The following is an 18,183-nucleotide window of genomic DNA, read 5'->3' as shown; positions in this document are numbered from 1 at the left end:
AATAAGAAGCAACCCCGAGCCGGTCATCTGTGACCCGTCACTCGCTACTCTTTGCGGCATGTACGGCTACGACCAGACCGCGGGCCAACAGCAGCAGCAGTACGCCCCGCCGCAGCAGCCGATGTCCGGCGGGTACGGGCAGCAGCAGCAGCCGCCGCTGTACCCCGAGCCGTCCCCGCCCTCGCTCGCGGACGCGGTGCGCGCCTTCACCACCGGCCAGATGTCGGCCGAGGACTTCCAGCAGATCTTCGCGACCTCGAAGGTCTACTGCCCGCGCGGTGACAACCCGGGCTTCCTCGCGCTGCACAACACCCAGCAGCCGGTGATCCCGATGTTCACGGGGCTCAAGGAGCTGCGCCGATACGCGGGCAAGGAGTCCAAGTACTTCGTGATCACGGGCGCCGAGGTGATCGATCTGCTGCCGACCGGCTACGGATTCGTACTCGACATGGAGGGTGAGCACCGGATGGTGTTCGACGCGAAGGCTGTCGAACAGATGGTCGATTTCGCGATGCGCCGCATGTATGGCTAGGCGCCGACGCGTCGCGTCCCGCTTCGCGCGCCCGGAGGGAATGCCCTCCGGGCTTTCTCGGTTTGAGGTGGCAAGAAGTTCAACGCTCAACTAAACTGGGCGTACCCGAGGAGGTACCGACATGCCTGCAGTGACCGTCGAGAACCCGTTGACGCTGCCCCGTGTATCCGCACCAGCCGACGCCGTCGCACGTCCCGTGCTCACCGTCACGACCGCGCCCAGCGGTTTCGAGGGCGAGGGCTTCCCGGTTCGCCGCGCGTTCGCCGGGATCAACTACCGCCACCTCGACCCGTTCATCATGATGGACCAGATGGGTGAGGTCGAGTATCAGCCCGGGGAGCCGAAAGGGACCCCGTGGCACCCCCACCGCGGCTTCGAAACCGTCACGTACATCATCGACGGGATCTTCGACCACCAGGACTCCAACGGCGGCGGCGGCACCATCACCAACGGCGACACCCAGTGGATGACGGCGGGCTCCGGCCTGCTGCACATCGAGGCGCCCCCGGAGCAGCTCGTCATGTCCGGCGGGCTCTTCCACGGCCTCCAACTGTGGGTGAACCTCCCGGCCAGGGACAAGATGATGGCCCCCAGGTACCAGGACATCCGCAGTGGCTCCGTCCAACTGCTCACCTCCCCCGACGGCGGCGCGCTGCTGCGTGTCATCGCCGGTGAGCTGGACGGCCACGAGGGCCCCGGCATCACGCACACGCCGATCACGATGGTCCACGCGACGCTGGCACCCGGCGCGGAGCTCACCCTGCCGTGGCGGGAGGACTTCAACGGCCTGGCGTACGTGATGGCCGGACGCGGGTCGGTGGGCGCCGAGCGGCGCCCGGTCCACCTGGGGCAGACCGCCGTCTTCGGGGCCGGCGGCTCGCTGACCGTCCGCGCGGACGGGAAGCAGGACTCCCACACGCCCGACCTGGAGGTCGTGCTGCTCGGCGGGCAGCCGATCCGGGAGCCGATGGCGCACTACGGGCCGTTCGTCATGAACACCCGCGAGGAACTCCAGCAGGCCTTCGAGGACTTCCAGAAGGGGCGCCTGGGGACGGTCCCGGCGGTTCACGGGATGACCGAGGGCGGCCTGTAGGCCTTCGAGGCCCGAGCGCGGGCGGCCCAGGCCGTCAGGGCCCGAGCGCGTGAAAGCCCCGACCGGTGCCGGTCGGGGCTTTCCCATGCCAGGCGGGGAGCCGGCGGCTACCCGCCCGCCGTGCGGGGCGCCGCCCCCGCCGCGATCAGGAGGGCGGCGGTCTCGGGGTGCGGGCCCTCGTTCGCCCAGTCCAGGGGGGAACGGCCGGTGCCGTGATCCTCTCGGAGCCCCGCATCGGCTCCGTGCGCCAGCAACTCCCGCACGGTCTCCGTGTGCCCCCAGCACGCCGCCGCGCACAACGGAGTGCCCTCCGCGCCGATTCCCCCGCTCTCGGCGTCGGGGGAGGCGCCCGAGTCCAGCAGCAGACGCACGATCTCGGTCTTCCCGCTCACGGCGGCCTCGTACAGGGGGAGGGTGCCCTCGCCGTCGGCCCGCTCGGGGTCCGCACCGGCCCGCAGCATCGTCCGCACTCGGGCGGTGTCGCCCAGCAGAATCGCTTCGAAGAGGTGGCGGGAAAGTTTCTTCTGCTGCCGCTGCTTCATGGCTGTGGAGGCTAGCGGACGGGGAGTGGTACGAGCCATTCATATCCGCTCGCCGGGGGCTCGGGCCATTACGGACGCAAAGGACGCAATGCGGCTCAGCTTCTCCAATCGGGCCACCGGGTGTCTTCCGGGTTGCCTGCCGGCCAGGTGATCATGATCACCTCGTTATGGCTGGATAAAGTGCGTCCGTGCCGCGTAACTTCTGGCACGTCCACTCGATCGGGCTGACCTCCGAGACGAGTGGTTTTCACGGGGGCGAGAGCAATACTCAAATCCCGCATTGGCCGCACGGCCAAGGCGTGTTTTGGTGTGCCCGCTGCAGCGGGTGAACGGTGGTGTACTGCAACACCGCGCGGCCTGCCCCCGCCGCATGCGAATTTGAATGGGGGAGAAATACTCTTGCGCAGGATGCTTGTCATCGGCCCGCTCGTCACCACGGCCATAGCGATCGTGCTTCCTTTGAGCGTCGCCGTTCCCGCCGAAGCGGCGCGGGGCTGGACCGCGCACTTCCAGTGCACCAAGAAGCGCATCTCGGACGACACCGCCCACGGGTTCGTGCAGGGGCACGGCACCGGGAAGACGGCGTCGGAGGCCAAGAAGGCGGCCAAGAAGAACGCCAATGACCAGATGCCCCGCGGGTACCGCGCGAAGCACTGCACCCAGAAGTCGGTCAAGAGGCTCTGATCCGTGGGCGGGACGACTTCTGCCCCCTTCGCGTCAAGCAAGCACAGAACGAAAGTGAGCAATCGTGCGTATGAAGAACGGTCTCAAGGCCGCAGCCGCCGCCGGTGCCATCGTCATGGCCGTCGCCACCCCCGCGCTGGCCAAGTCGGTCGACGTCAGTGGCGGCCGGTGGAGCTATGACGTGGGCGCGAACTACGCCTACTCGAACTTCTATCACAGCGTCAACTACCACTCGTCCTCCGTGCACGGGAAAAGCTGGGCCTACAGCGGCTGCACCGCGAACAAGAAGTGGTCCAAGGCCTCGGTGGAGAAGTCGAGCATTCACGTCAACAGCGCTCACTACGACGCCGCCTGCTGACAGGCCGCCGTACGCCGCGTTGAGTCGGTAGCCGGGATCCGGCTGCGGGGAGACCGCTTTCTCCCCGCAGTCGCCCCTCCGCGTCAATCGTTTTCTGGAATGCGCTCCCCGAGTGCCCTGACCTAGGTAACCGATGCTCCACCGAGGTATCAAATTCGTCCACGCCGCCGTGCTGGTCACCTCCGCGATGATGGCCTTCCTGTTCGTGCGGGGCCTGGACGAGCAGTTGGTGCTGGGCAATTCGGCGCAGGTCTGGGTGTTCGCCTCCGACGACTCCGCGAGCGGCGCTCGGGTCGCCCGCGAGATCGCCGCGTTCTCGGACGAGCACGCGGTCTCGGTGGCTCGTGAGGTCCCCGACGCGAGAAACCCCGACGGGCTGCGGCACCTCTATCTGGCCTCGGGCGACCCGCGGTCCGACGCCGCCTCGTGGCAGTACGGCGGCTACCCGGACTTCAGCAGGCACCTCGACACGCGAGTGCATCCGATCACCGAGATCGGGCAGCGTGACCCGCGGGGCTTCTACTACGTTTTCGGACCGCCCGAGGCCGCTGACGCGTTGGTCGCCGAGTTCACCGGACTGGGCCTGAGCGCGAGCGTGCGGCACCCGCTCTCGGCCGGCGAACTGGCCCTCGCATTCTCGGGCGACGACCTGTTCTGGACCTTCTGGGTGGTCGCCCTCGCCGCGGCGACGATGACCGGCGCGAGCGTACTGCTGAGTGCCAAGGCGTACGGAGTGCTGCGCCTGCAGGGCAAGTCCGTGCGGGACCTGCTCGTTCGCGACCTCGGACGGCTGGCGGGTTTCTGGTCGATCACCGTCTGCGCGGTGGCGGCCGCTACGGTGGCCCTCCTCGGCCTCTACAACGGTCTCGCCCGGGCGGGGCTGTTCGCGTCGGTGGCCGGGATCCTCGCCGGCCTGCTCGTGGTCCTGGTGCTGGTCACGCACGCGGGCGCGCTCGTGCTGCTCTCCAGGGTCGGGATACCGCGCGCCCTCAAGGGGGAGCTGCCCGCGCGGGCGGCGCTCATCGCCACGTACCTGGTCCGTGTCCCGGCGTTGCTGCTCGCTCTCGCCATCGCCATGGACGTGGCGCTCGCGGGGCAGAACGTCGTGGCCCGGCAGGACACCCAGGGCACCTACGCCCGGGCGGGCGACGCCGTCACCATCCGCCTCAACGGCAGCTTGGTGGGCGAGGAGAAGGAGGTCGTCACCCAGGTGGGCGGGTGGCTGCGCCGCGCCGACGCCGCGGGCGAGATCATCGTCGCCGGCCGCCGTGACCTCCAGGACGTCTCCTCCGACGTCCGTCTTCCGCAGGGCGAACTGCTCGTCGTCAACGAGACCTTCCTCGCCCGGCAGCCGGTCCTCGACTCGACCGGACGGCGGTACACCGCACTGCCGCGGGACGGGGAGAACGCGGACGCCCCCGCGGTCCGGCTCATCGTCCCCGACTCCCTCGCCCGCCACACGGCGGACATCCGCGCGGGCATCCCCGACGTGTTCGGACGACTCGCACCGGATGTCCGCCGCGCGCTCGAGGTGAAGTCGCTGCGGGCGAGGAACGGCCAGCGCCTCTTCGGCTACAACCCCGGCAGTCTGAGCCCCAACACGGCCCATCGCCCGGACGACGACCGGTCCTTGGTGCGCGACCCGGTCCTCGTCGTGGTCCCCAACGGTTCGCGATTCCTCTCCGACGACACCTACACCGCGTTCGCCAGCCAGGAGGGAATCGTCTTTCCCGACCCCGACGACGCCCTGGAAGCGATCGCGGCGGACAGGAACGGACTGCGGACCTACGTGACATCCGTGCGTCCGGTCGGGCAGAACGCCGCACTGAGACTCAGGGACGCGGTGAACGGCTTCCGGCTGCAGCTCTTCAATCTCGTCGCGGCCGCGGCCGTGCTCCTCATCACCGGCGTCGGGGTCTGCATGCTGCACGCGCGCCGGCGTGCCCAGACCATCTTCGTCCGGCACATCAGCGGCTGGAGATTCACCGCGAACCATCGCTCCGTCCTGACCGCCGAGGGGATTCTCGCCGTCCTCCTCACCTGCTGGGTCCCCGTCCAGGCCTGGCGGCAGAACCAGGAGCTGGCGGAATTCACCGCCCGCGGCATCCCCGCTCCCTTCCCGGCCGTCCAGACGACCGCGTCGGACTTCGCCGTCATCGCCGGTCTCGTCGCCGTCCAGGTCTGCGCCGTGCTGGTCGCCCTCGGGGTGTTCCACCGCCGCGTCGTCAAGGAGGGGGCGGCCGGTTCATGAGCCCCACGCAGACGAACCACCTCCGGACAGCAGGAGCACCGTTGTGATCGAGATCGTGAAGCTGACGAAGACCTTCGGCACCCGCACCCTGTGGTCCGGTGTCACCGTCAACGCCGACCGCGGCCGCATGCTGGCCCTCGTCGGACCCAGCGGATCGGGGAAGTCCACCCTCCTCAACTGCGTCGGCCTCCTCGACAGTCCGACCGCCGGAGAAATCCGTCACGAGGGCGCCGACATCACCCGGTTCGGCCGGCAGGAGGCCCGTCGGTTCCGCCGTGACACCCTCGGCTACCTCTTCCAGAACTACGCGCTGATCGACAACGCCACCGTCGCCGACAACCTGGAGGTCTCGCTCAGCACGCGGCGGGCCCGGCGGGAGAAGAGCGGCGCGCGCATCGCGGAGGCCCTGGAGCGTGTCGGTCTGGCGGGCCGGGAAAAGGAGAGGGTCCACCGGCTCAGCGGCGGCGAACAGCAGCGTGTGGCGCTCGCCCGGCTCCTCGTGAAAAAGCCCTCCCTGGTACTGGCCGACGAGCCGACCGGCGCCCTCGACCACGCCAACGCGACCGCGGTCGTCGACATCCTCCGCGAGATGAGCGACGCCGGATGCGCCGTGGTCATCGCCACCCATGACGACCGCGTCCGTGACCGCTGCGACTCCGTTTTCGCCGTCCACGAGAAATCCCTGTGAGGGGTTCGAGAAGCGTCATGCGTTTGCGGACCGCCTCCATGCCCGTTCCGCTGTGGCGTCCGCCGGTCTGGCCGGTCCCGGTGCTGTGGACCCTCGCCCTCGGCCTGTGGGGGCTGTCCCGGCAGCACAGCGTGTGGCGGGACGAGGCCGCGACCTGGCAGGTGGCCCGGCGGCCGGCCGCCGACATATGGCACATGCTCGGCCAGGTCGATGTCGTGCACGGGCTCTACTACCTGCTGATGCACGGCCTCTTCGCATGCTTCGGGCCCGGCACGACGACCCTGCGGCTGCCCTCCGTGCTGGCCATGGCGGTGGCGGCCGCCTGTGTGACGGTCATCGGCCACAGGCTGGCCGGAGTCTGGGCGGGCCTGGGCGGCGGCCTGGCGTTGGGGCTGCTCCCGGCCGTGCAGTTCTACCTGCAGGAGGGCCGCCCGTACGCGCTGACGGCGGCCGGCGCGGGGATCTCGACGCTGCTGCTGGTGACGCTGCTCCAGGGGCGTGGCCGAACGGCGCACTGGGCGGGCTACGCCGGCGCGGTCCTGGTGTGCGGGCTGCTGAACTGGCTGTCGCTGCTGATCCTGCCCGCGCACGCGGCGACGCTGCTGTGGACGCGGGCCGGACGGGACACCTGGGCGCGCTGGGCGGTGGCCTCGGCGGCCGCCGCGGCCGGTGTCCTGCCGTTGATCCTCTTCAGCCGGCAGCAGTCCCGTCAGGTGTCCTGGATACCTTCGCTGACCTGGCACATGCTGATCGGCCCGGCGGTCCTGCTGACGATCGGCGCCGTCGGTGCCCTGCTGAACCGGCCGAAGGCGGGCCGGTTGTCGGTGGCGGCCGTCGGCCTGCCGCTGCTGGCGGTGCCGCAGCTCGCGCTGGCGGGCCTCTCCCTGATCCGTCCCCTGTTCCTGGACCGCTACGTCCTGTTCAGCATGCTGGGTCTGGCGCTGCTGGTCGGGGCGGGCCTGAGCGCGGCGGTCCGGGCCGTCGGGCCGCGGTACCCGAGGGCGTCGTCGTGGCTCGTACCCGCGGTGGTCGCCGTCGCGGTGGTGGCGTTGTTGCCGCAGTCGCTGGCCAAGCGGTCCCCGGCCAGCCGGGTCGACGACGTCCTGGCGTCAGCGGCGGATGTACGGCGGCTGAAGCGGCCCGGCGACGCGGTGGTCTTCATACCGGCGGCCCGCCGTGACGCCGCGCTGGTCTGCCCCGCAGACTTCGCGGGACTGCGGGACGTCGCGCTCGAGGAGAGCCCCGTGGCGTCCGGGACGCTGAAGGGGGTGGAGGCCGGTCCGGCCCGGATACGGACCGCGATGCTGGCACAGCGGCGCATCCTGCTGGTCACCGACGCGCCCGGGGTGGCCCGGCCGCGGTCGGCGGGGCGGGACAAGGCCAAGGCCGCGGTACTGGAGGAGTACTTCACCGTGGTGGCGGACGAGCAGGTCCGCGGGCGACGGCTGACGGTGTACGAGCGGCGGTCGCGGGCCGACGGGGTGGCGCGCTGACGCCGTGTCACCCGGGCGGGCCGTCCACGCAGGACAGCCCGCCCGGTGCGTGTTCGGCTGGGGGCGTGCAGCTCCTTCCCGGTCCGGTCCGTCGGTTCGCCGCCTGGTGCGTCGTCATCCTGCTCGCCAGCGGCGTCGTGTACGTCGCGATCCGGCTCTGCGTCGAGTTCCGCACCGCGGTGACGCCGGCGCTGCTGGCGCTGCTCGGCACCGCACTGCTCAGACCGCTGCACAAGTGGCTGGTGAAGGCGCACGTGCAGCGGTCGCTGGCCGCCGGACTCACCTGTGTCGCCGTCGTCGCCGTGGTCGGCGGGGCCGTGTACATCGTGGTGTCCGCGCTCATCGAGACGGGCGACCAGATCATCGCCTCGCTCCGGCACGCGGCCAAGGGGATCACCGACCATTTCGGAGCGGCCGGGACCTCGCTGGACGACATCGCGTCCAACGCGCGGGAGCTGCTGGGCAAGTTCGGCGGCACGGCGGCCTCCGGGGTGGTCACCGGGATCAGCGTCGTCGGCGAGATGCTGGCCATGGCCGTACTCGCCCTGCTGCTCGTCTTCTTCTTCCTGCGCGACTCCGACCGCGCCGCCGGCACGGTGCGGGCCCTCGCTCCGCCCGGCGGCGCCGACATGGTCGAGGCGATGTCCCGGCGGGCCTTCGGGGCCGTCGAGGGCTTCATGCGGGGCACCACCCTCATCGCCCTCATCGACGCGGTCTGCATCACCGTGGGGCTGCTCGTCCTGCGCGTCCCCGGTGCCATCGGGCTCGGCGCGCTGGTCTTCGTCGGCGCCTACATCCCCTACCTCGGCGCGTTCATCTCCGGAGCCGTCGCGGTGCTGGTCGCGCTGGCCGACCGCGGGTTCGTCATCGCGCTGTGGGCCCTGGGGGTGGTCCTGGCCGTGCAGGTGCTGGAGGGGCACGTGCTCCAGCCGGTGATCCAGAGCCGGACCGTGCAGATGCACCCGGCGATCGTGCTGCTGGCGCTCACGGCGGGGGCTTCGGTGGCGGGCATCCTCGGGATGCTCCTCGCCGTTCCGCTCACCGCCGCGGCGTTCGGGGTCGTCCACGAGCTCCAGACGCGTTACGCCGCCTCCGGGTCGCCGACGGGGCCGAGGCCGTCTCCGGGGCCGTCCTCCGGTCCGGCGGACTCGTAGACCTCGTACCAGATGCTCTTGCCCTCGCCGCGCGGGGCGACTCCCCACGCGTCCGCGAGCAGCTCGATCAGCATCAGGCCGCGCCCGGAGGACGCCATCTCCCCCGGCCGGCGCTTGTGCGGCAGGTCGTCGCCGCTGTCGGTGACCTCCACCCGGATCACCCGCTCACCCGGCTCCCCGACGACCTCGGCGACCAGCAGGGCGTCGGCGTCGGTGTGCACCAGGACGTTGGTCAGCATCTCGGAGAGCAGGAGCACCGCGGCGTCCCGCTGCTCCTCGCTGGGCCAGTCGTGCAGCAGGTCGCGCAGATGCTGCCGGGCGGTGGCGATCCGCGCGGGCTCGGCCTGCGCGATCGTCAGCATGGTGCGGCGCACCGAGGGCCTGGCGACGGTGCTGTCGCCGCAGCCGCAGCCATCGCCCTGCCGGCACAGCAGCACCAGGGCGATGTCGTCCTCCCGCCGGTCGGCGAGCGGGCCGGTGGTGTGGTGCGAGGACGGCCCGTGCACGGCCTGGACCAGCGCGTCGGCCAGCTCCTCCAGGCCGCCGTCGTGCTGCTCCAGGATGACGCGGAGGCGGTGCCAGCCGGTCTGCAGGTCGTGGCCGCCGGTCTCCACCAGGCCGTCCGTGCACAGCATCAGGGTGTCCCCGGGCTCCATGGCGAGCCGCGTGATCGGGTAGTCGGAGTCCGGGTCGATGCCGAGGGGCAGGCCGCCCGCCGTGGCGAGGACCAGCGCCGTCCCGTCCGACATGCGCACCACCGGGTCCAGGTGCCCGGCGCGGGCGCTCTCCACGGTGCCGGTCGCGGGGTCGACCTCGGCGTAGTAGCAGGTCGCGAAGCGCATGTCCCCGGGGTCGTCGTCGGACTGGGCGAGGTCGTGGAAGAAGTGGGAGGCGCGGGAGAGCACCGCGTCGGGGCGGTGGCCCTCGGCGGCGTAGGCGCGCAGGGCGATGCGCAACTGGCCCATCAGCCCGGCCGCGCGTACGTCGTGCCCCTGGACGTCGCCGATGACCAGCGCGAAGCGGCCTCCGGGCAACCGGATCATGTCGTACCAGTCGCCGCCGACCTGGAGACCGCCGCCGGTGGGGACGTAGCGGGCGGCGACGTCCATGCCGGGGATCTGCGGGCCGAGCACGGGCAGCAGGGAGCGCTGCAGTCCGTCGGTCAGCTCCCGCTGGGTCTCGGCGGCGCCCGCCCGGGACAGGGCCTGCGCCAGCATCCGCGCCACGGTGGTCAGCACCGACCGTTCGTCCGGTGTGAACGCCACCGGGTAGGCGAAGGCGGCCATCCAGGCGCCCATCGTGCGGCCCGCCACGGTCAGCGGCAGGAACGCCCAGGAGCGACGGCCGAAGCGCTCGGCGAGCGGCCAGGTGAGGGGGTAGCGGGACCGGTACTGCCCGGGGGAGGAGAGATAGACGGCGCGGCCGGTGCGGACCACCTCGGCGGCGGGGTAGTCCGTCTCCAGCGGCATGTTCACGAACGGGTTCATGTCGTTCTGCGGCTGTCCGTGGTGGCCGATGACCGTCAGGCGCTCGCCGGAGACCCCGAACACCGCGAGCCCGTCCGGGGAGAATCCCGGCATCGACAGACCCGCCGCGACCCGCAGCACCTCCTCGGTGGACCGCGCCTCGGCCAGCGCCCGGCCCGCGTCCAGGAGGAACGCCTCCCGCGAGCGGCGCCAGTCGCCGGTGACCGCGCTGCGCCCGGCGGGGGTGCCCGGTGTCGGCTCGGCGACCTCCTGGAGGGTGCCGATCAGCTCGTAGGCCTTGCGCACGGGGTCGAACGACGGCTTGGAGCGGCTGCGCACGATCCGGACGATGTGGCCCTGCTCGTCCATGATCCGGATCCGGACCTCGGCGAGGGTGCCCTCGGCGGCGGCGAGCTGGACCACCCCGGTGATCTCGTTCCAGTCCACCGGGTGCAGCCGGGCCCGCACCTGGGCCTCGGTGAGCCTGGCCGGTTCCGCGAGCAGCCCGAGCAGGCGGGCCGCCTCCGCGTCGACCGTGACTTCCCCCGCCGCGGTGTCCCAGTGCCACAGACCGGTCGCCAGAGCGGCAAGGACGTCCCCCACCTCGGGCAGGGGCTCACCAGTGCGCATTGCTCCACTGTAAGAAGATGTGATCGGACGCTGCCACCGCTCGCCCTCGCGTCCGCCGTCCCGCCGGCCCTCGCGCCCGCCCTCGTGTCCGCCCTCGTGTCAATGGGGAGGAGGACCGCTGTGGCTGCCCGGTACGCTGGGGTTGTTTCACGTGAAACGCGAAACACCATCCCCGATCCACGAAGGCTGGATGAACGACGATGCATCGGTACAGGTCCCACACCTGCGGCGAGCTCCGCTCCTCTGACGTCGGCACCGACGTCCGACTGAGTGGCTGGCTGCACAATCGGCGCGACCTGGGCGGCATCCTCTTCATCGATCTGCGCGATCACTACGGCATCACGCAGCTCGTCGCCCGTCCGGGCACCGAGGCCTACGAGGCGCTGGACAAGCTGACCAAGGAATCGACCGTCCGTGTCGACGGCAAGGTCGTCTCCCGGGGTGCCGACAACATCAACGCCGACCTGCCCACCGGTGAGGTCGAGGTCGAGGTGGGCGTGGTCGAGCTGCTCGGCGCCGCTCAGCCGCTGCCCTTCACCATCAACACCGAGGACGGGGTCAACGAGGAGCGGCGTTTGGAGTACCGCTTCCTGGACCTGCGCCGCGAGCGCATGCACCGCAACATCATGCTGCGTACGGCGGTCATCTCGGCGATCCGCCACAAGATGGTGGCCCTGGGCTTCAACGAGATGGCGACGCCCATCCTCACCGCCACCTCCCCCGAGGGCGCCCGCGACTTCGTCGTGCCCTCCCGTCTGCACGCGGGCCGCTTCTACGCCCTTCCGCAGGCGCCGCAGCAGTTCAAGCAGTTGCTGATGATCTCCGGCTTCGACCGGTACTTCCAGATCGCGCCCTGCTTCCGTGACGAGGACGCCCGCGCCGACCGCTCGCCGGGCGAGTTCTACCAGCTCGACGTCGAGATGAGCTTCGTCGAGCAGGAGGACGTCTTCCAGCCGGTCGAGCGGCTGATGACGGAGCTGTTCACCGAGTTCGGCGGCGGCCGCGAGGTCACCTCCCCCTTCCCGCGGATCCCGTTCCGCGAGGCGATGCTGAAGTACGGCTCCGACAAGCCGGACCTGCGCGCCCAACTGGAACTCGTCGACATCACCGACATCTTCGCGGGCTCGGAGTTCAAGGCCTTCGCCGGCAAGCACGTCCGCGCGCTGCCCGTGCCGGACGTCTCGGGCCAGCCCCGCAAGTTCTTCGACCAGCTCGGCGACTACGCCGTCTCGCAGGGCGCCAAGGGCCTGGCCTGGGTCCGCGTCGGCGAGGACTCCACGCTGACCGGCCCGATCGCGAAGTTCCTCACCGAGGAGAACGTCGCGGAGCTGACCAAGCGGCTCGCCCTCGCCCCCGGCCACGCGGTGTTCTTCGGCGCCGGTGAGTTCGACGAGGTCTCCAAGATCATGGGTGCGGTGCGGGTCGAGGCCGCCAAGCGCGCCGGGCACTTCGAGGAGAACGTCTTCCGGTTCTGCTGGATCGTCGACTTCCCGATGTACGAGAAGGACGAGGACACGGGGAAGATCGACTTCTCCCACAACCCCTTCTCGATGCCGCAGGGCGGTATGGAGGCCCTGGAGAACAAGGACCCGCTGGACATCCTGGCGTGGCAGTACGACATCGTCTGCAACGGCGTCGAGCTGTCCTCCGGCGCGATCCGGAACCACGAGCCGGACATCATGCTCAAGGCCTTCGAGATCGCCGGCTACGACGCCGAGACCGTCGAGCGCGAGTTCGCCGGCATGCTGCGCGCGCTGCGCTTCGGCGCCCCGCCGCACGGTGGCATCGCCCCGGGCGTCGACCGCATCGTCATGCTGCTCGCCGACGAGCCCAACATCCGCGAGACGATCGCCTTCCCGCTCAACGGCAACGCCCAGGACCTGATGATGGGCGCGCCGACGGAGCTGGACGAGACCCGGCTGAGGGAGCTGCACCTGACGGTGCGCAAGCCGCAGCCGAAGTAGTCCGCCGACGGCACGGCACAGGGGCCCGGCACCGGATCGCTCTCCGGTGCCGGGCCGTCGTCCTTCTCGTGGCTGTCACCGGAGTAGGGCAAACGCCCCTGTTCAGGGCTCAAGCGGAAGAGACGACTGTTCCGCCGCCGGGCCCAGATATGTGCTCGGTCGACCTGGCGATTCCCACCGCATCGAGGCGCTGACGGAATCGGACCCGGAAGAGTGACTGTCCGGTCATTGTCCGGTGCTGTCCGGGCTTGTCGGGGCGTTACGTACGGGTAGGGCGTGGCAGGTACGACGCGGTACGACGGAGGGGCGCGCATGTCGGTGGACGGCGAGGTTCGGCAGCTCAGGACCGAGGCTGACGAGCCTGGGTGGGAGGTGGACCCGGACGACGAGTGGGGCGTGGCGGTGATCGCCACCGTGGGGAGGCAGTTGAAGCTGCGGCGCGAGGCGGTGGGGATGCGGGCCGGCGACTTCGGGAAGGCCGTGGGGTACGGCGAGGATCTCGTCTACAAGATCGAGGGCGGGAAGCGGATTCCCCGGCCGGAGTATCTGGAGAGGGCGGACGAGGTGCTGGGGGCTGGTGGGTTGCTCGCCGCGATGAAGGAGGACGTGGCGAGGGTCCGGTACCCCAAGAAGGTGCGGGACCTTGCGCAGATGGAGGCGCGCGCGGTCGAGATCGGGGTGTACGAGAACAGCAATATCGCCGGTCTGTTGCAGACTCCGGAGTACACCAGGGCGCTGCTTGAGTCGTGGCTGCCCGCCTACGCGCTGGAGGACCTGGAACGCCGAGTAGCTGCCCGCACTGCCCGGCAGAGCGTGTATGGGCGGTCTCCCGCGCCCGCGCTGAGCTTCGTCCTGGAAGAGGGGACGCTCCGGCGCAAGGTTGGAGGCACAATGGTCCGACGGCAGCAATTCGAACGCTTGCTGGAGGTGGGGCAGATGAACAGCGTGGCCCTCCAGGTGATGCCGATGGACAGTGGTCCGCACGCGGGCATGAGCGGCAGGATCGAGGTGCTGAAGTTCGAGGACGGCACGGCGGTGGGACGCTCTGACGGGGCGTTCAATGGCCGTCCGACGCACGACCCGAGGCAGCTTCGCATCCTTGAGCTGCGGTATGGCGCCATCCGGGCGCAAGCCCTCCCGCCAGGGGAGTCGCTGACCTTCATCGAACAACTGCTGGGAGACACATGATCCGCAAGGCCCTCGCCGGGGACGCCTCTGAACTGGCGTGGTTCAAGAGCAGCTACAGCAGTGGCCCCGACGGCGACTCCTGTGTCGAGGTGGCGGCCGGCTCCGGCACCGTCCACGTCCGCGACTCCAAGTACCGGGACGCGAGCCCGCGTCTCGCGCTGGCGGCGGAGGCGTGGGCCGGCTTCTTGGCGTACGCGGCCGGGAGCTGACGCCCGAAGTCCTACCGGGCCACGAACTGGGTCAGGATCGCCTGGACCTCGTAGATGTCGACGCCCTTGGTGAAGGTCTTCTGGATGGGGGCCTGCGAGCCGGAGAGCCAGATCTTCAGCTCCGCGTCGAGGTCGAAGTGTCCGGCCGTCTCGACCGCGAAGTGCGTGATGCTGCGGTACGGGATCGAGTGGTACTCCGTCTTCTTGCCGGTGATGCCCTGCTTGTCGACCAGGATCAGCCGCCGGTCGGTGAACAGGATGGTGTCGCGGATCAGCAGGTACGCGGCGTGGATCTGCTCGCCGTGGCCGAGGAGGCGCGCGTACTCCTGCTGCGCCTGGGCCGGGTCGATGCTGTGCGCGTTGCCGAACAGTGCCATGGATTTTCCCCCCATGTGAGCTGGCTCTGTGCTCGATCCTCGCAAATGCGGGAGGCCCGGGAGAAGGTCTGCCCCTCCCAGGCCTCCTGCTGTAGCGAGCGCGTTACGCGGCCGGCTTCTCCTCGAGACGGGGGAAGAGCACGGCGCCCTTGGTGACCGTCGCGCCGGCGGGCAGCCGGCCCCAGTCCGCCGCGTCCTGGACCCGCTGGTCCGCGAGGCCGCCGAGGGACGCCTCGGCGCCGAGCGAGTCCCAGAGCTTCTGGGAGGTGTCCGGCATGATCGGGTTCAGGAGGACCGCCACCGCGCGGAGGGACTCCGCGGCCGTGTAGAGGATCGTCGCCAGGCGGGCCTTGCCCTCCGGCGAATCGTCCTTGGCGACCTTCCAGGGCTCCTGCTCGGTGATGTAGCCGTTGACCTGCTTGACGAAGTCGAAGACCGCCAGGATGCCGCCCTGGAAGTCCAGCTCGTCGCCGATCTTCCGGTCCGCCTCCGCGACCGCCTTGGCCAGGCCGTCGTGGATCGCCTTCTCGGCGTCTCCGTCGGCCGTCGCCTCCGGCAGCGCGCCGCCGAAGTACTTGCCGACCATGGCGGCCACGCGCGAGGCGAGGTTGCCGTAGTCGTTGGCCAGTTCGCTGGTGTAGCGGGCGGAGAAGTCCTCCCAGGAGAACGAGCCGTCCTGGCCGAACGCGATCGCGCGCAGGAAGTACCAGCGGTACGCGTCCACGCCGAAGTGCGAGGTGAGATCCTGCGGCTTGATGCCGGTCAGGTTGGACTTGCTCATCTTCTCGCCGCCGACCATCAGCCAGCCGTTCGCGGCGATCTTCCCGGGCAGGGGCAGGCCCTGCGCCATCAGCATCGCCGGCCAGATGATCGCGTGGAAGCGGAGGATGTCCTTGCCGACCAGGTGGACGTCGGCCGGGAAGGTGGCCTCGAACTTCTCCGGATTCTCGTTGTAGCCGACCGCCGTGGCGTAGTTCAGCAGGGCGTCGATCCACACGTAGATGACGTGCTTGTCGTCCCAGGGGACCGGCACGCCCCAGTCGAAGGTCGAGCGGGAGATGGAGAGGTCCTGGAGGCCCTGGCGGACGAAGTTCACGACCTCGTTGCGCGCGGACTCGGGCTGGATGAAGCCCGGGTTGGCCTCGTAGTGGGCGAGCAGCTTCTCGCTGTACTCGCTCAGCTTGAAGAAGTAGTTCTCCTCGCTGAGGAGTTCCACCGGCTTCTTGTGGATCGGGCACAGCTTCTGGCCCGCGTACTCGCCCTCGCCGTCGAGCAGCTCACCGGGGAGCTTGTACTCCTCGCAGCCCACGCAGTACGGGCCCTCGTAGCCGCCCTTGTAGATCTCGTCCTTGTCGTACAGGTCCTGCACGAACTCCTGGACGCGGTCGGTGTGCCGCTTCTGCGTGGTGCGGATGAAGTCGTCGTTCGCGATGTCGAGGTGCTCCCACAGGGGCTTCCAGGCCTCGGTGACGAGCTTGTCGGCCCAGGCCTGCGGGGTGACCCCGTTCGCCTCGGCCGTGCGCATGATCTTCTGACCGTGCTCGTCCGTGCCGGTGAGGTACCACACCTTCTCGCCGCGCTGGCGGTGCCAGCGGGTGAGCACGTCGCCTGCGACGGTCGTATAGGCGTGGCCCAGGTGAGGAGCGTCGTTGACGTAGTAGATGGGGGTCGAGACGTAGAACGCCTTCGCTCCCTGCTTCTCGTTTCCAGTGGCCGCCATGGTCGAAATCCTACTGGTCGGATGGAGATCGACTCACACGCGTTTCGGGGGGCGGACACGGGGTGGACACGGGGCGGAGGAGAGCGGACGGGGAGGACAGGGGGTGTCCTCCCCGTGCTCCCCGTGCTCCCCGTCCTCCCGGTGCTTCCCGTCGTCCCTGTCCGGTCTTCTGGGCCGCTACGGGCGCCAGGTGGCCAGTACGCCCTCGTAGAGCTCCTTGTCGGTGAGTTCCCTGGGGGTCTCGCCGGCGAGGAAGTGGGACGCGTTGGGCGTCTTGAGCTTGCGGAGGTAGTCGAAGGCCTTGTTCTCCGGGTCACCGAAGGCGACGAACGAGAAGTGGACGTTCGGGTGGTTCGCCGCCGCGTCGGTGAGGGACTGGGTGGCGGGGGTCTTGGCGTCGGGGGCGCCGTCGGTCTGGAAGACCACCAGGGCGGGGGTGCCGGGGGCTTCCTCGACGTGGTGGGCGAGGACCGCCTCCACGGCGGCGTGGTAGCTGGTGCGGCCCATGCGGCCGAGGGCGCCGTGCAGTTCGTCGATCTTGTTCTCGTGGTCGGTGAGGGTCAGCTCGCCGGTGCCGTCCACTTCCGTGGAGAAGAACGTGACGTGGACCGTGGCCTCGGGGTCCAGGTGCGCGGCGAGGGCGAGTGTCTGCTCGGCGAGGGCCTGGGCGGAGCCGTCCTTGTAGTACGGGCGCATGGAGGCGGAGCGGTCGAGGACGAGGTGGACCTTGGCGCGGGTGCCGGTGAGGTCGTGCTTCTTGAGCGCGGCGCCGGCGGCCTTGTAGGCGGTGGCCAGGCCGGGGGCGCGGGAGCGGATGCGGGTGGAGGGGGTTGCGGGTTTGGCCTCCGGCTGGGTTTCCGGCTCCGCCTTGGGTTCGGGGGTCGGCTGCGTGTCCGGCTGCGCCTCGGGTTCGGGGGTCGGCTGGGTTTCCGGCTGCGCCTCGGCTGCGCCTTCGGCGTCCGGGTTCCCACCCGCACCACCCGTGCTGCTTTCGTCGTCGGGTGCGGGTGGCGCCTGTGGGGGCTGCTCGCCGTCGGCGGCTGCGGCTGCGGCTGCGGGTTCGAGGGTGGGGGCGGGGGTCGGCTCGGGTTCCGGCTTTGCCTCTGCCTCGGGCTTTGCTTCGGGCTCGGGCTTTGCTTCGGGTTCCGGTTCCGGTTCGGGCTCGGGCTTTGTCTCTGCCTCGGGCTTTGCTTCGGGTTCCGGTTCGGGCTCGGGCTTTGTCTCTGCCTCTGCCTCTGCCTCTGCCTCTGCCTCTGCCTCTGCCTCGGGCTTCGGTTCTGCCTCGGGCTTCGGCTTTGGCTCGGGCTCTGCCTCTGCCTCTGCCTCTGCCTCTGCCTCTGCCTTTGCCTCCGGGTCTGCCTCGGGTGCTGTTTCCGGCTCGGGTGCCGGGGTCCCGTTCGGGGCCTCGGTCGGTTTCGGGGCCGTGATGTTGGCGAAGGCGGCCTTGACGAGTTCGTGCTCGTCGGAGGAGGCCGCCGTGCGGGGCTCGGGGACCTGGGTCACCGGCTTGGGGGCGGGGTCGGTGACCTCCGCCCGGTCCGGCGCCTCGGCCGGCTCCGGGGGTGCGGTGGGCTGGGACGGGAGCTTCGGCTCCGGCGCGGTGGCCGGCGGTGCCGTCTCCTGCGTCGCACCCTCCGCCTGGGCGTTCCGGTCTTTGCGTGACCGGCCGAACACGTTCCGCAGAGAGGTGAGAATGCCCATGTGCGCAACCCTTCGCGTGAGTTGATGCCCGTCAATCCCTGGCCAGGACGGACACGTAAGGTTAGCGGCCCCAACTTGTGATCTTGTGCAGGGTCTGCCATGAAAGCCCGGGCGCGTCAAGGAGGGATCGAGC

The 18,183-nt window shown here is 70.1% G+C and carries 16 protein-coding genes; 11 read left to right on the top strand and 5 right to left on the bottom strand.

Translation table 11 applies throughout. The annotated features are described in order from the left end of the window. Positions 1–58: 58 nt before the first annotated feature. Together B1H29_RS18135 and B1H29_RS18130 are read left to right on the top strand one after the other, a co-directional pair. Positions 59–532: an SseB family protein gene (locus B1H29_RS18135; RefSeq protein WP_055418873.1), complete on the top strand. Its 474-nt coding sequence runs from the start codon at positions 59–61 to the stop codon at positions 530–532. Positions 533–653: 121 nt separating this feature from the next. Continuing rightward, positions 654–1,625: a pirin family protein gene (locus tag B1H29_RS18130; RefSeq protein ID WP_055418872.1), complete on the top strand. Its 972-nt coding sequence runs from the start codon at positions 654–656 to the stop codon at positions 1,623–1,625. A gap of 107 nt (positions 1,626–1,732) precedes the next feature. Here the strand turns inward: B1H29_RS18130 and B1H29_RS18125 are convergent, their stop codons facing one another. After that, positions 1,733–2,167 carry an ankyrin repeat domain-containing protein gene (locus tag B1H29_RS18125; RefSeq protein ID WP_055418871.1) on the bottom strand — a complete coding sequence of 145 codons (435 nt, stop codon included), beginning with the start codon at positions 2,165–2,167 and terminating at the stop codon, positions 1,733–1,735. Between the two features lie 399 nt (positions 2,168–2,566). On the opposite strand from B1H29_RS18125, the gene B1H29_RS18120 reads away from it, so the two are divergent. From B1H29_RS18120 to B1H29_RS18095, 6 genes are all read left to right on the top strand, one after another. Next, entirely contained in the window at positions 2,567–2,851 is a 285-nt protein-coding gene (locus B1H29_RS18120; RefSeq protein WP_409350914.1) for a hypothetical protein, read from the top strand. A gap of 70 nt (positions 2,852–2,921) precedes the next feature. Continuing rightward, on the top strand, positions 2,922–3,209 hold the full coding sequence (locus B1H29_RS18115; RefSeq protein WP_055418869.1) for a lactococcin 972 family bacteriocin: 288 nt from the start codon (positions 2,922–2,924) through the stop codon (positions 3,207–3,209). A 133-nt stretch (positions 3,210–3,342) separates the two neighbouring features. Continuing rightward, on the top strand, positions 3,343–5,460 hold the full coding sequence (locus B1H29_RS18110) for a bacteriocin-associated integral membrane family protein (protein WP_055418868.1): 2,118 nt from the start codon (positions 3,343–3,345) through the stop codon (positions 5,458–5,460). A gap of 43 nt (positions 5,461–5,503) precedes the next feature. After that, on the top strand, positions 5,504–6,148 hold the full coding sequence (locus tag B1H29_RS18105; RefSeq protein WP_055418867.1) for an ABC transporter ATP-binding protein: 645 nt from the start codon (positions 5,504–5,506) through the stop codon (positions 6,146–6,148). Between the two features lie 17 nt (positions 6,149–6,165). Further along, positions 6,166–7,641 (top strand): glycosyltransferase family 39 protein, encoded by a 1,476-nt coding sequence (locus B1H29_RS18100; RefSeq protein WP_079160296.1) that lies wholly within the window; start codon positions 6,166–6,168, stop codon positions 7,639–7,641. A gap of 65 nt (positions 7,642–7,706) precedes the next feature. After that, positions 7,707–8,795: an AI-2E family transporter gene (locus B1H29_RS18095; protein WP_055418866.1), complete on the top strand. Its 1,089-nt coding sequence runs from the start codon at positions 7,707–7,709 to the stop codon at positions 8,793–8,795. On the opposite strand, the gene B1H29_RS18090 is transcribed toward B1H29_RS18095, so the two are convergent. Further along, the gene (locus tag B1H29_RS18090; protein ID WP_055418865.1) at positions 8,723–10,891 is read right to left on the bottom strand and encodes a SpoIIE family protein phosphatase; all 2,169 of its coding nucleotides are present in this window, start codon (positions 10,889–10,891) and stop codon (positions 8,723–8,725) included. The two genes, B1H29_RS18095 and B1H29_RS18090, sit on opposite strands and share 73 nt — an antisense overlap. A gap of 200 nt (positions 10,892–11,091) precedes the next feature. Between B1H29_RS18090 and aspS the strand changes: the two genes are divergently transcribed. From aspS to B1H29_RS18075, 3 genes are all read left to right on the top strand, one after another. Continuing rightward, the gene (gene aspS / locus B1H29_RS18085) at positions 11,092–12,855 is read left to right on the top strand and encodes an aspartate--tRNA ligase (protein WP_055418864.1); all 1,764 of its coding nucleotides are present in this window, start codon (positions 11,092–11,094) and stop codon (positions 12,853–12,855) included. Positions 12,856–13,167: 312 nt separating this feature from the next. Next, positions 13,168–14,043, top strand: coding sequence for a helix-turn-helix domain-containing protein (locus B1H29_RS18080; protein ID WP_055418863.1), 876 nt, complete (start codon positions 13,168–13,170; stop codon positions 14,041–14,043). After that, entirely contained in the window at positions 14,040–14,252 is a 213-nt protein-coding gene (locus B1H29_RS18075) for a DUF397 domain-containing protein (protein WP_055418862.1), read from the top strand. The genes B1H29_RS18080 and B1H29_RS18075 overlap by 4 nt, the downstream gene beginning before the upstream one ends. 11 nt (positions 14,253–14,263) lie before the next feature. On the opposite strand, the gene B1H29_RS18070 is transcribed toward B1H29_RS18075, so the two are convergent. From B1H29_RS18070 to B1H29_RS18060, 3 genes are all read right to left on the bottom strand, one after another. Next, positions 14,264–14,629, bottom strand: coding sequence for a PH domain-containing protein (locus tag B1H29_RS18070; protein ID WP_055418861.1), 366 nt, complete (start codon positions 14,627–14,629; stop codon positions 14,264–14,266). A 103-nt stretch (positions 14,630–14,732) separates the two neighbouring features. Further along, complete coding sequence (gene metG / locus B1H29_RS18065) at positions 14,733–16,349, bottom strand: methionine--tRNA ligase (RefSeq protein WP_055418860.1); 1,617 nt, start codon at positions 16,347–16,349, stop codon at positions 14,733–14,735. 177 nt (positions 16,350–16,526) lie between these two features. Further along, the gene (locus B1H29_RS18060; protein ID WP_079160295.1) at positions 16,527–18,050 is read right to left on the bottom strand and encodes a VWA domain-containing protein; all 1,524 of its coding nucleotides are present in this window, start codon (positions 18,048–18,050) and stop codon (positions 16,527–16,529) included. Positions 18,051–18,183: the final 133 nt, after the last annotated feature.

The organism is Streptomyces pactum (assembly GCF_002005225.1).
In the GTDB taxonomy this organism is placed as follows: Bacteria; Actinomycetota; Actinomycetes; order Streptomycetales; family Streptomycetaceae; genus Streptomyces; species Streptomyces pactum_A.
The sequence above is the reverse complement of the archived record's forward strand: the minus strand, read 5'-3'. Positions and strand labels throughout refer to the sequence as shown.

Coding starts and splice junctions, on each gene's coding strand:
- aspS (WP_055418864.1), top strand. CDS start 11,092: ATGCATCGGTACAGGTCCCACACCTGCGGCGAGCTCCGCTCCTCTGAC.
- B1H29_RS18090 (WP_055418865.1), bottom strand. CDS start 10,891: ATGCGCACTGGTGAGCCCCTGCCCGAGGTGGGGGACGTCCTTGCCGCT.
- B1H29_RS18100 (WP_079160296.1), top strand. CDS start 6,166: ATGCGTTTGCGGACCGCCTCCATGCCCGTTCCGCTGTGGCGTCCGCCG.
- B1H29_RS18130 (WP_055418872.1), top strand. CDS start 654: ATGCCTGCAGTGACCGTCGAGAACCCGTTGACGCTGCCCCGTGTATCC.
- B1H29_RS18115 (WP_055418869.1), top strand. CDS start 2,922: ATGAAGAACGGTCTCAAGGCCGCAGCCGCCGCCGGTGCCATCGTCATG.
- B1H29_RS18125 (WP_055418871.1), bottom strand. CDS start 2,167: ATGAAGCAGCGGCAGCAGAAGAAACTTTCCCGCCACCTCTTCGAAGCG.
- B1H29_RS18135 (WP_055418873.1), top strand. CDS start 59: ATGTACGGCTACGACCAGACCGCGGGCCAACAGCAGCAGCAGTACGCC.
- B1H29_RS18110 (WP_055418868.1), top strand. CDS start 3,343: ATGCTCCACCGAGGTATCAAATTCGTCCACGCCGCCGTGCTGGTCACC.
- metG (WP_055418860.1), bottom strand. CDS start 16,349: ATGGCGGCCACTGGAAACGAGAAGCAGGGAGCGAAGGCGTTCTACGTC.
- B1H29_RS18060 (WP_079160295.1), bottom strand. CDS start 18,050: ATGGGCATTCTCACCTCTCTGCGGAACGTGTTCGGCCGGTCACGCAAA.
- B1H29_RS18080 (WP_055418863.1), top strand. CDS start 13,168: ATGTCGGTGGACGGCGAGGTTCGGCAGCTCAGGACCGAGGCTGACGAG.
- B1H29_RS18070 (WP_055418861.1), bottom strand. CDS start 14,629: ATGGCACTGTTCGGCAACGCGCACAGCATCGACCCGGCCCAGGCGCAG.
- B1H29_RS18075 (WP_055418862.1), top strand. CDS start 14,040: ATGATCCGCAAGGCCCTCGCCGGGGACGCCTCTGAACTGGCGTGGTTC.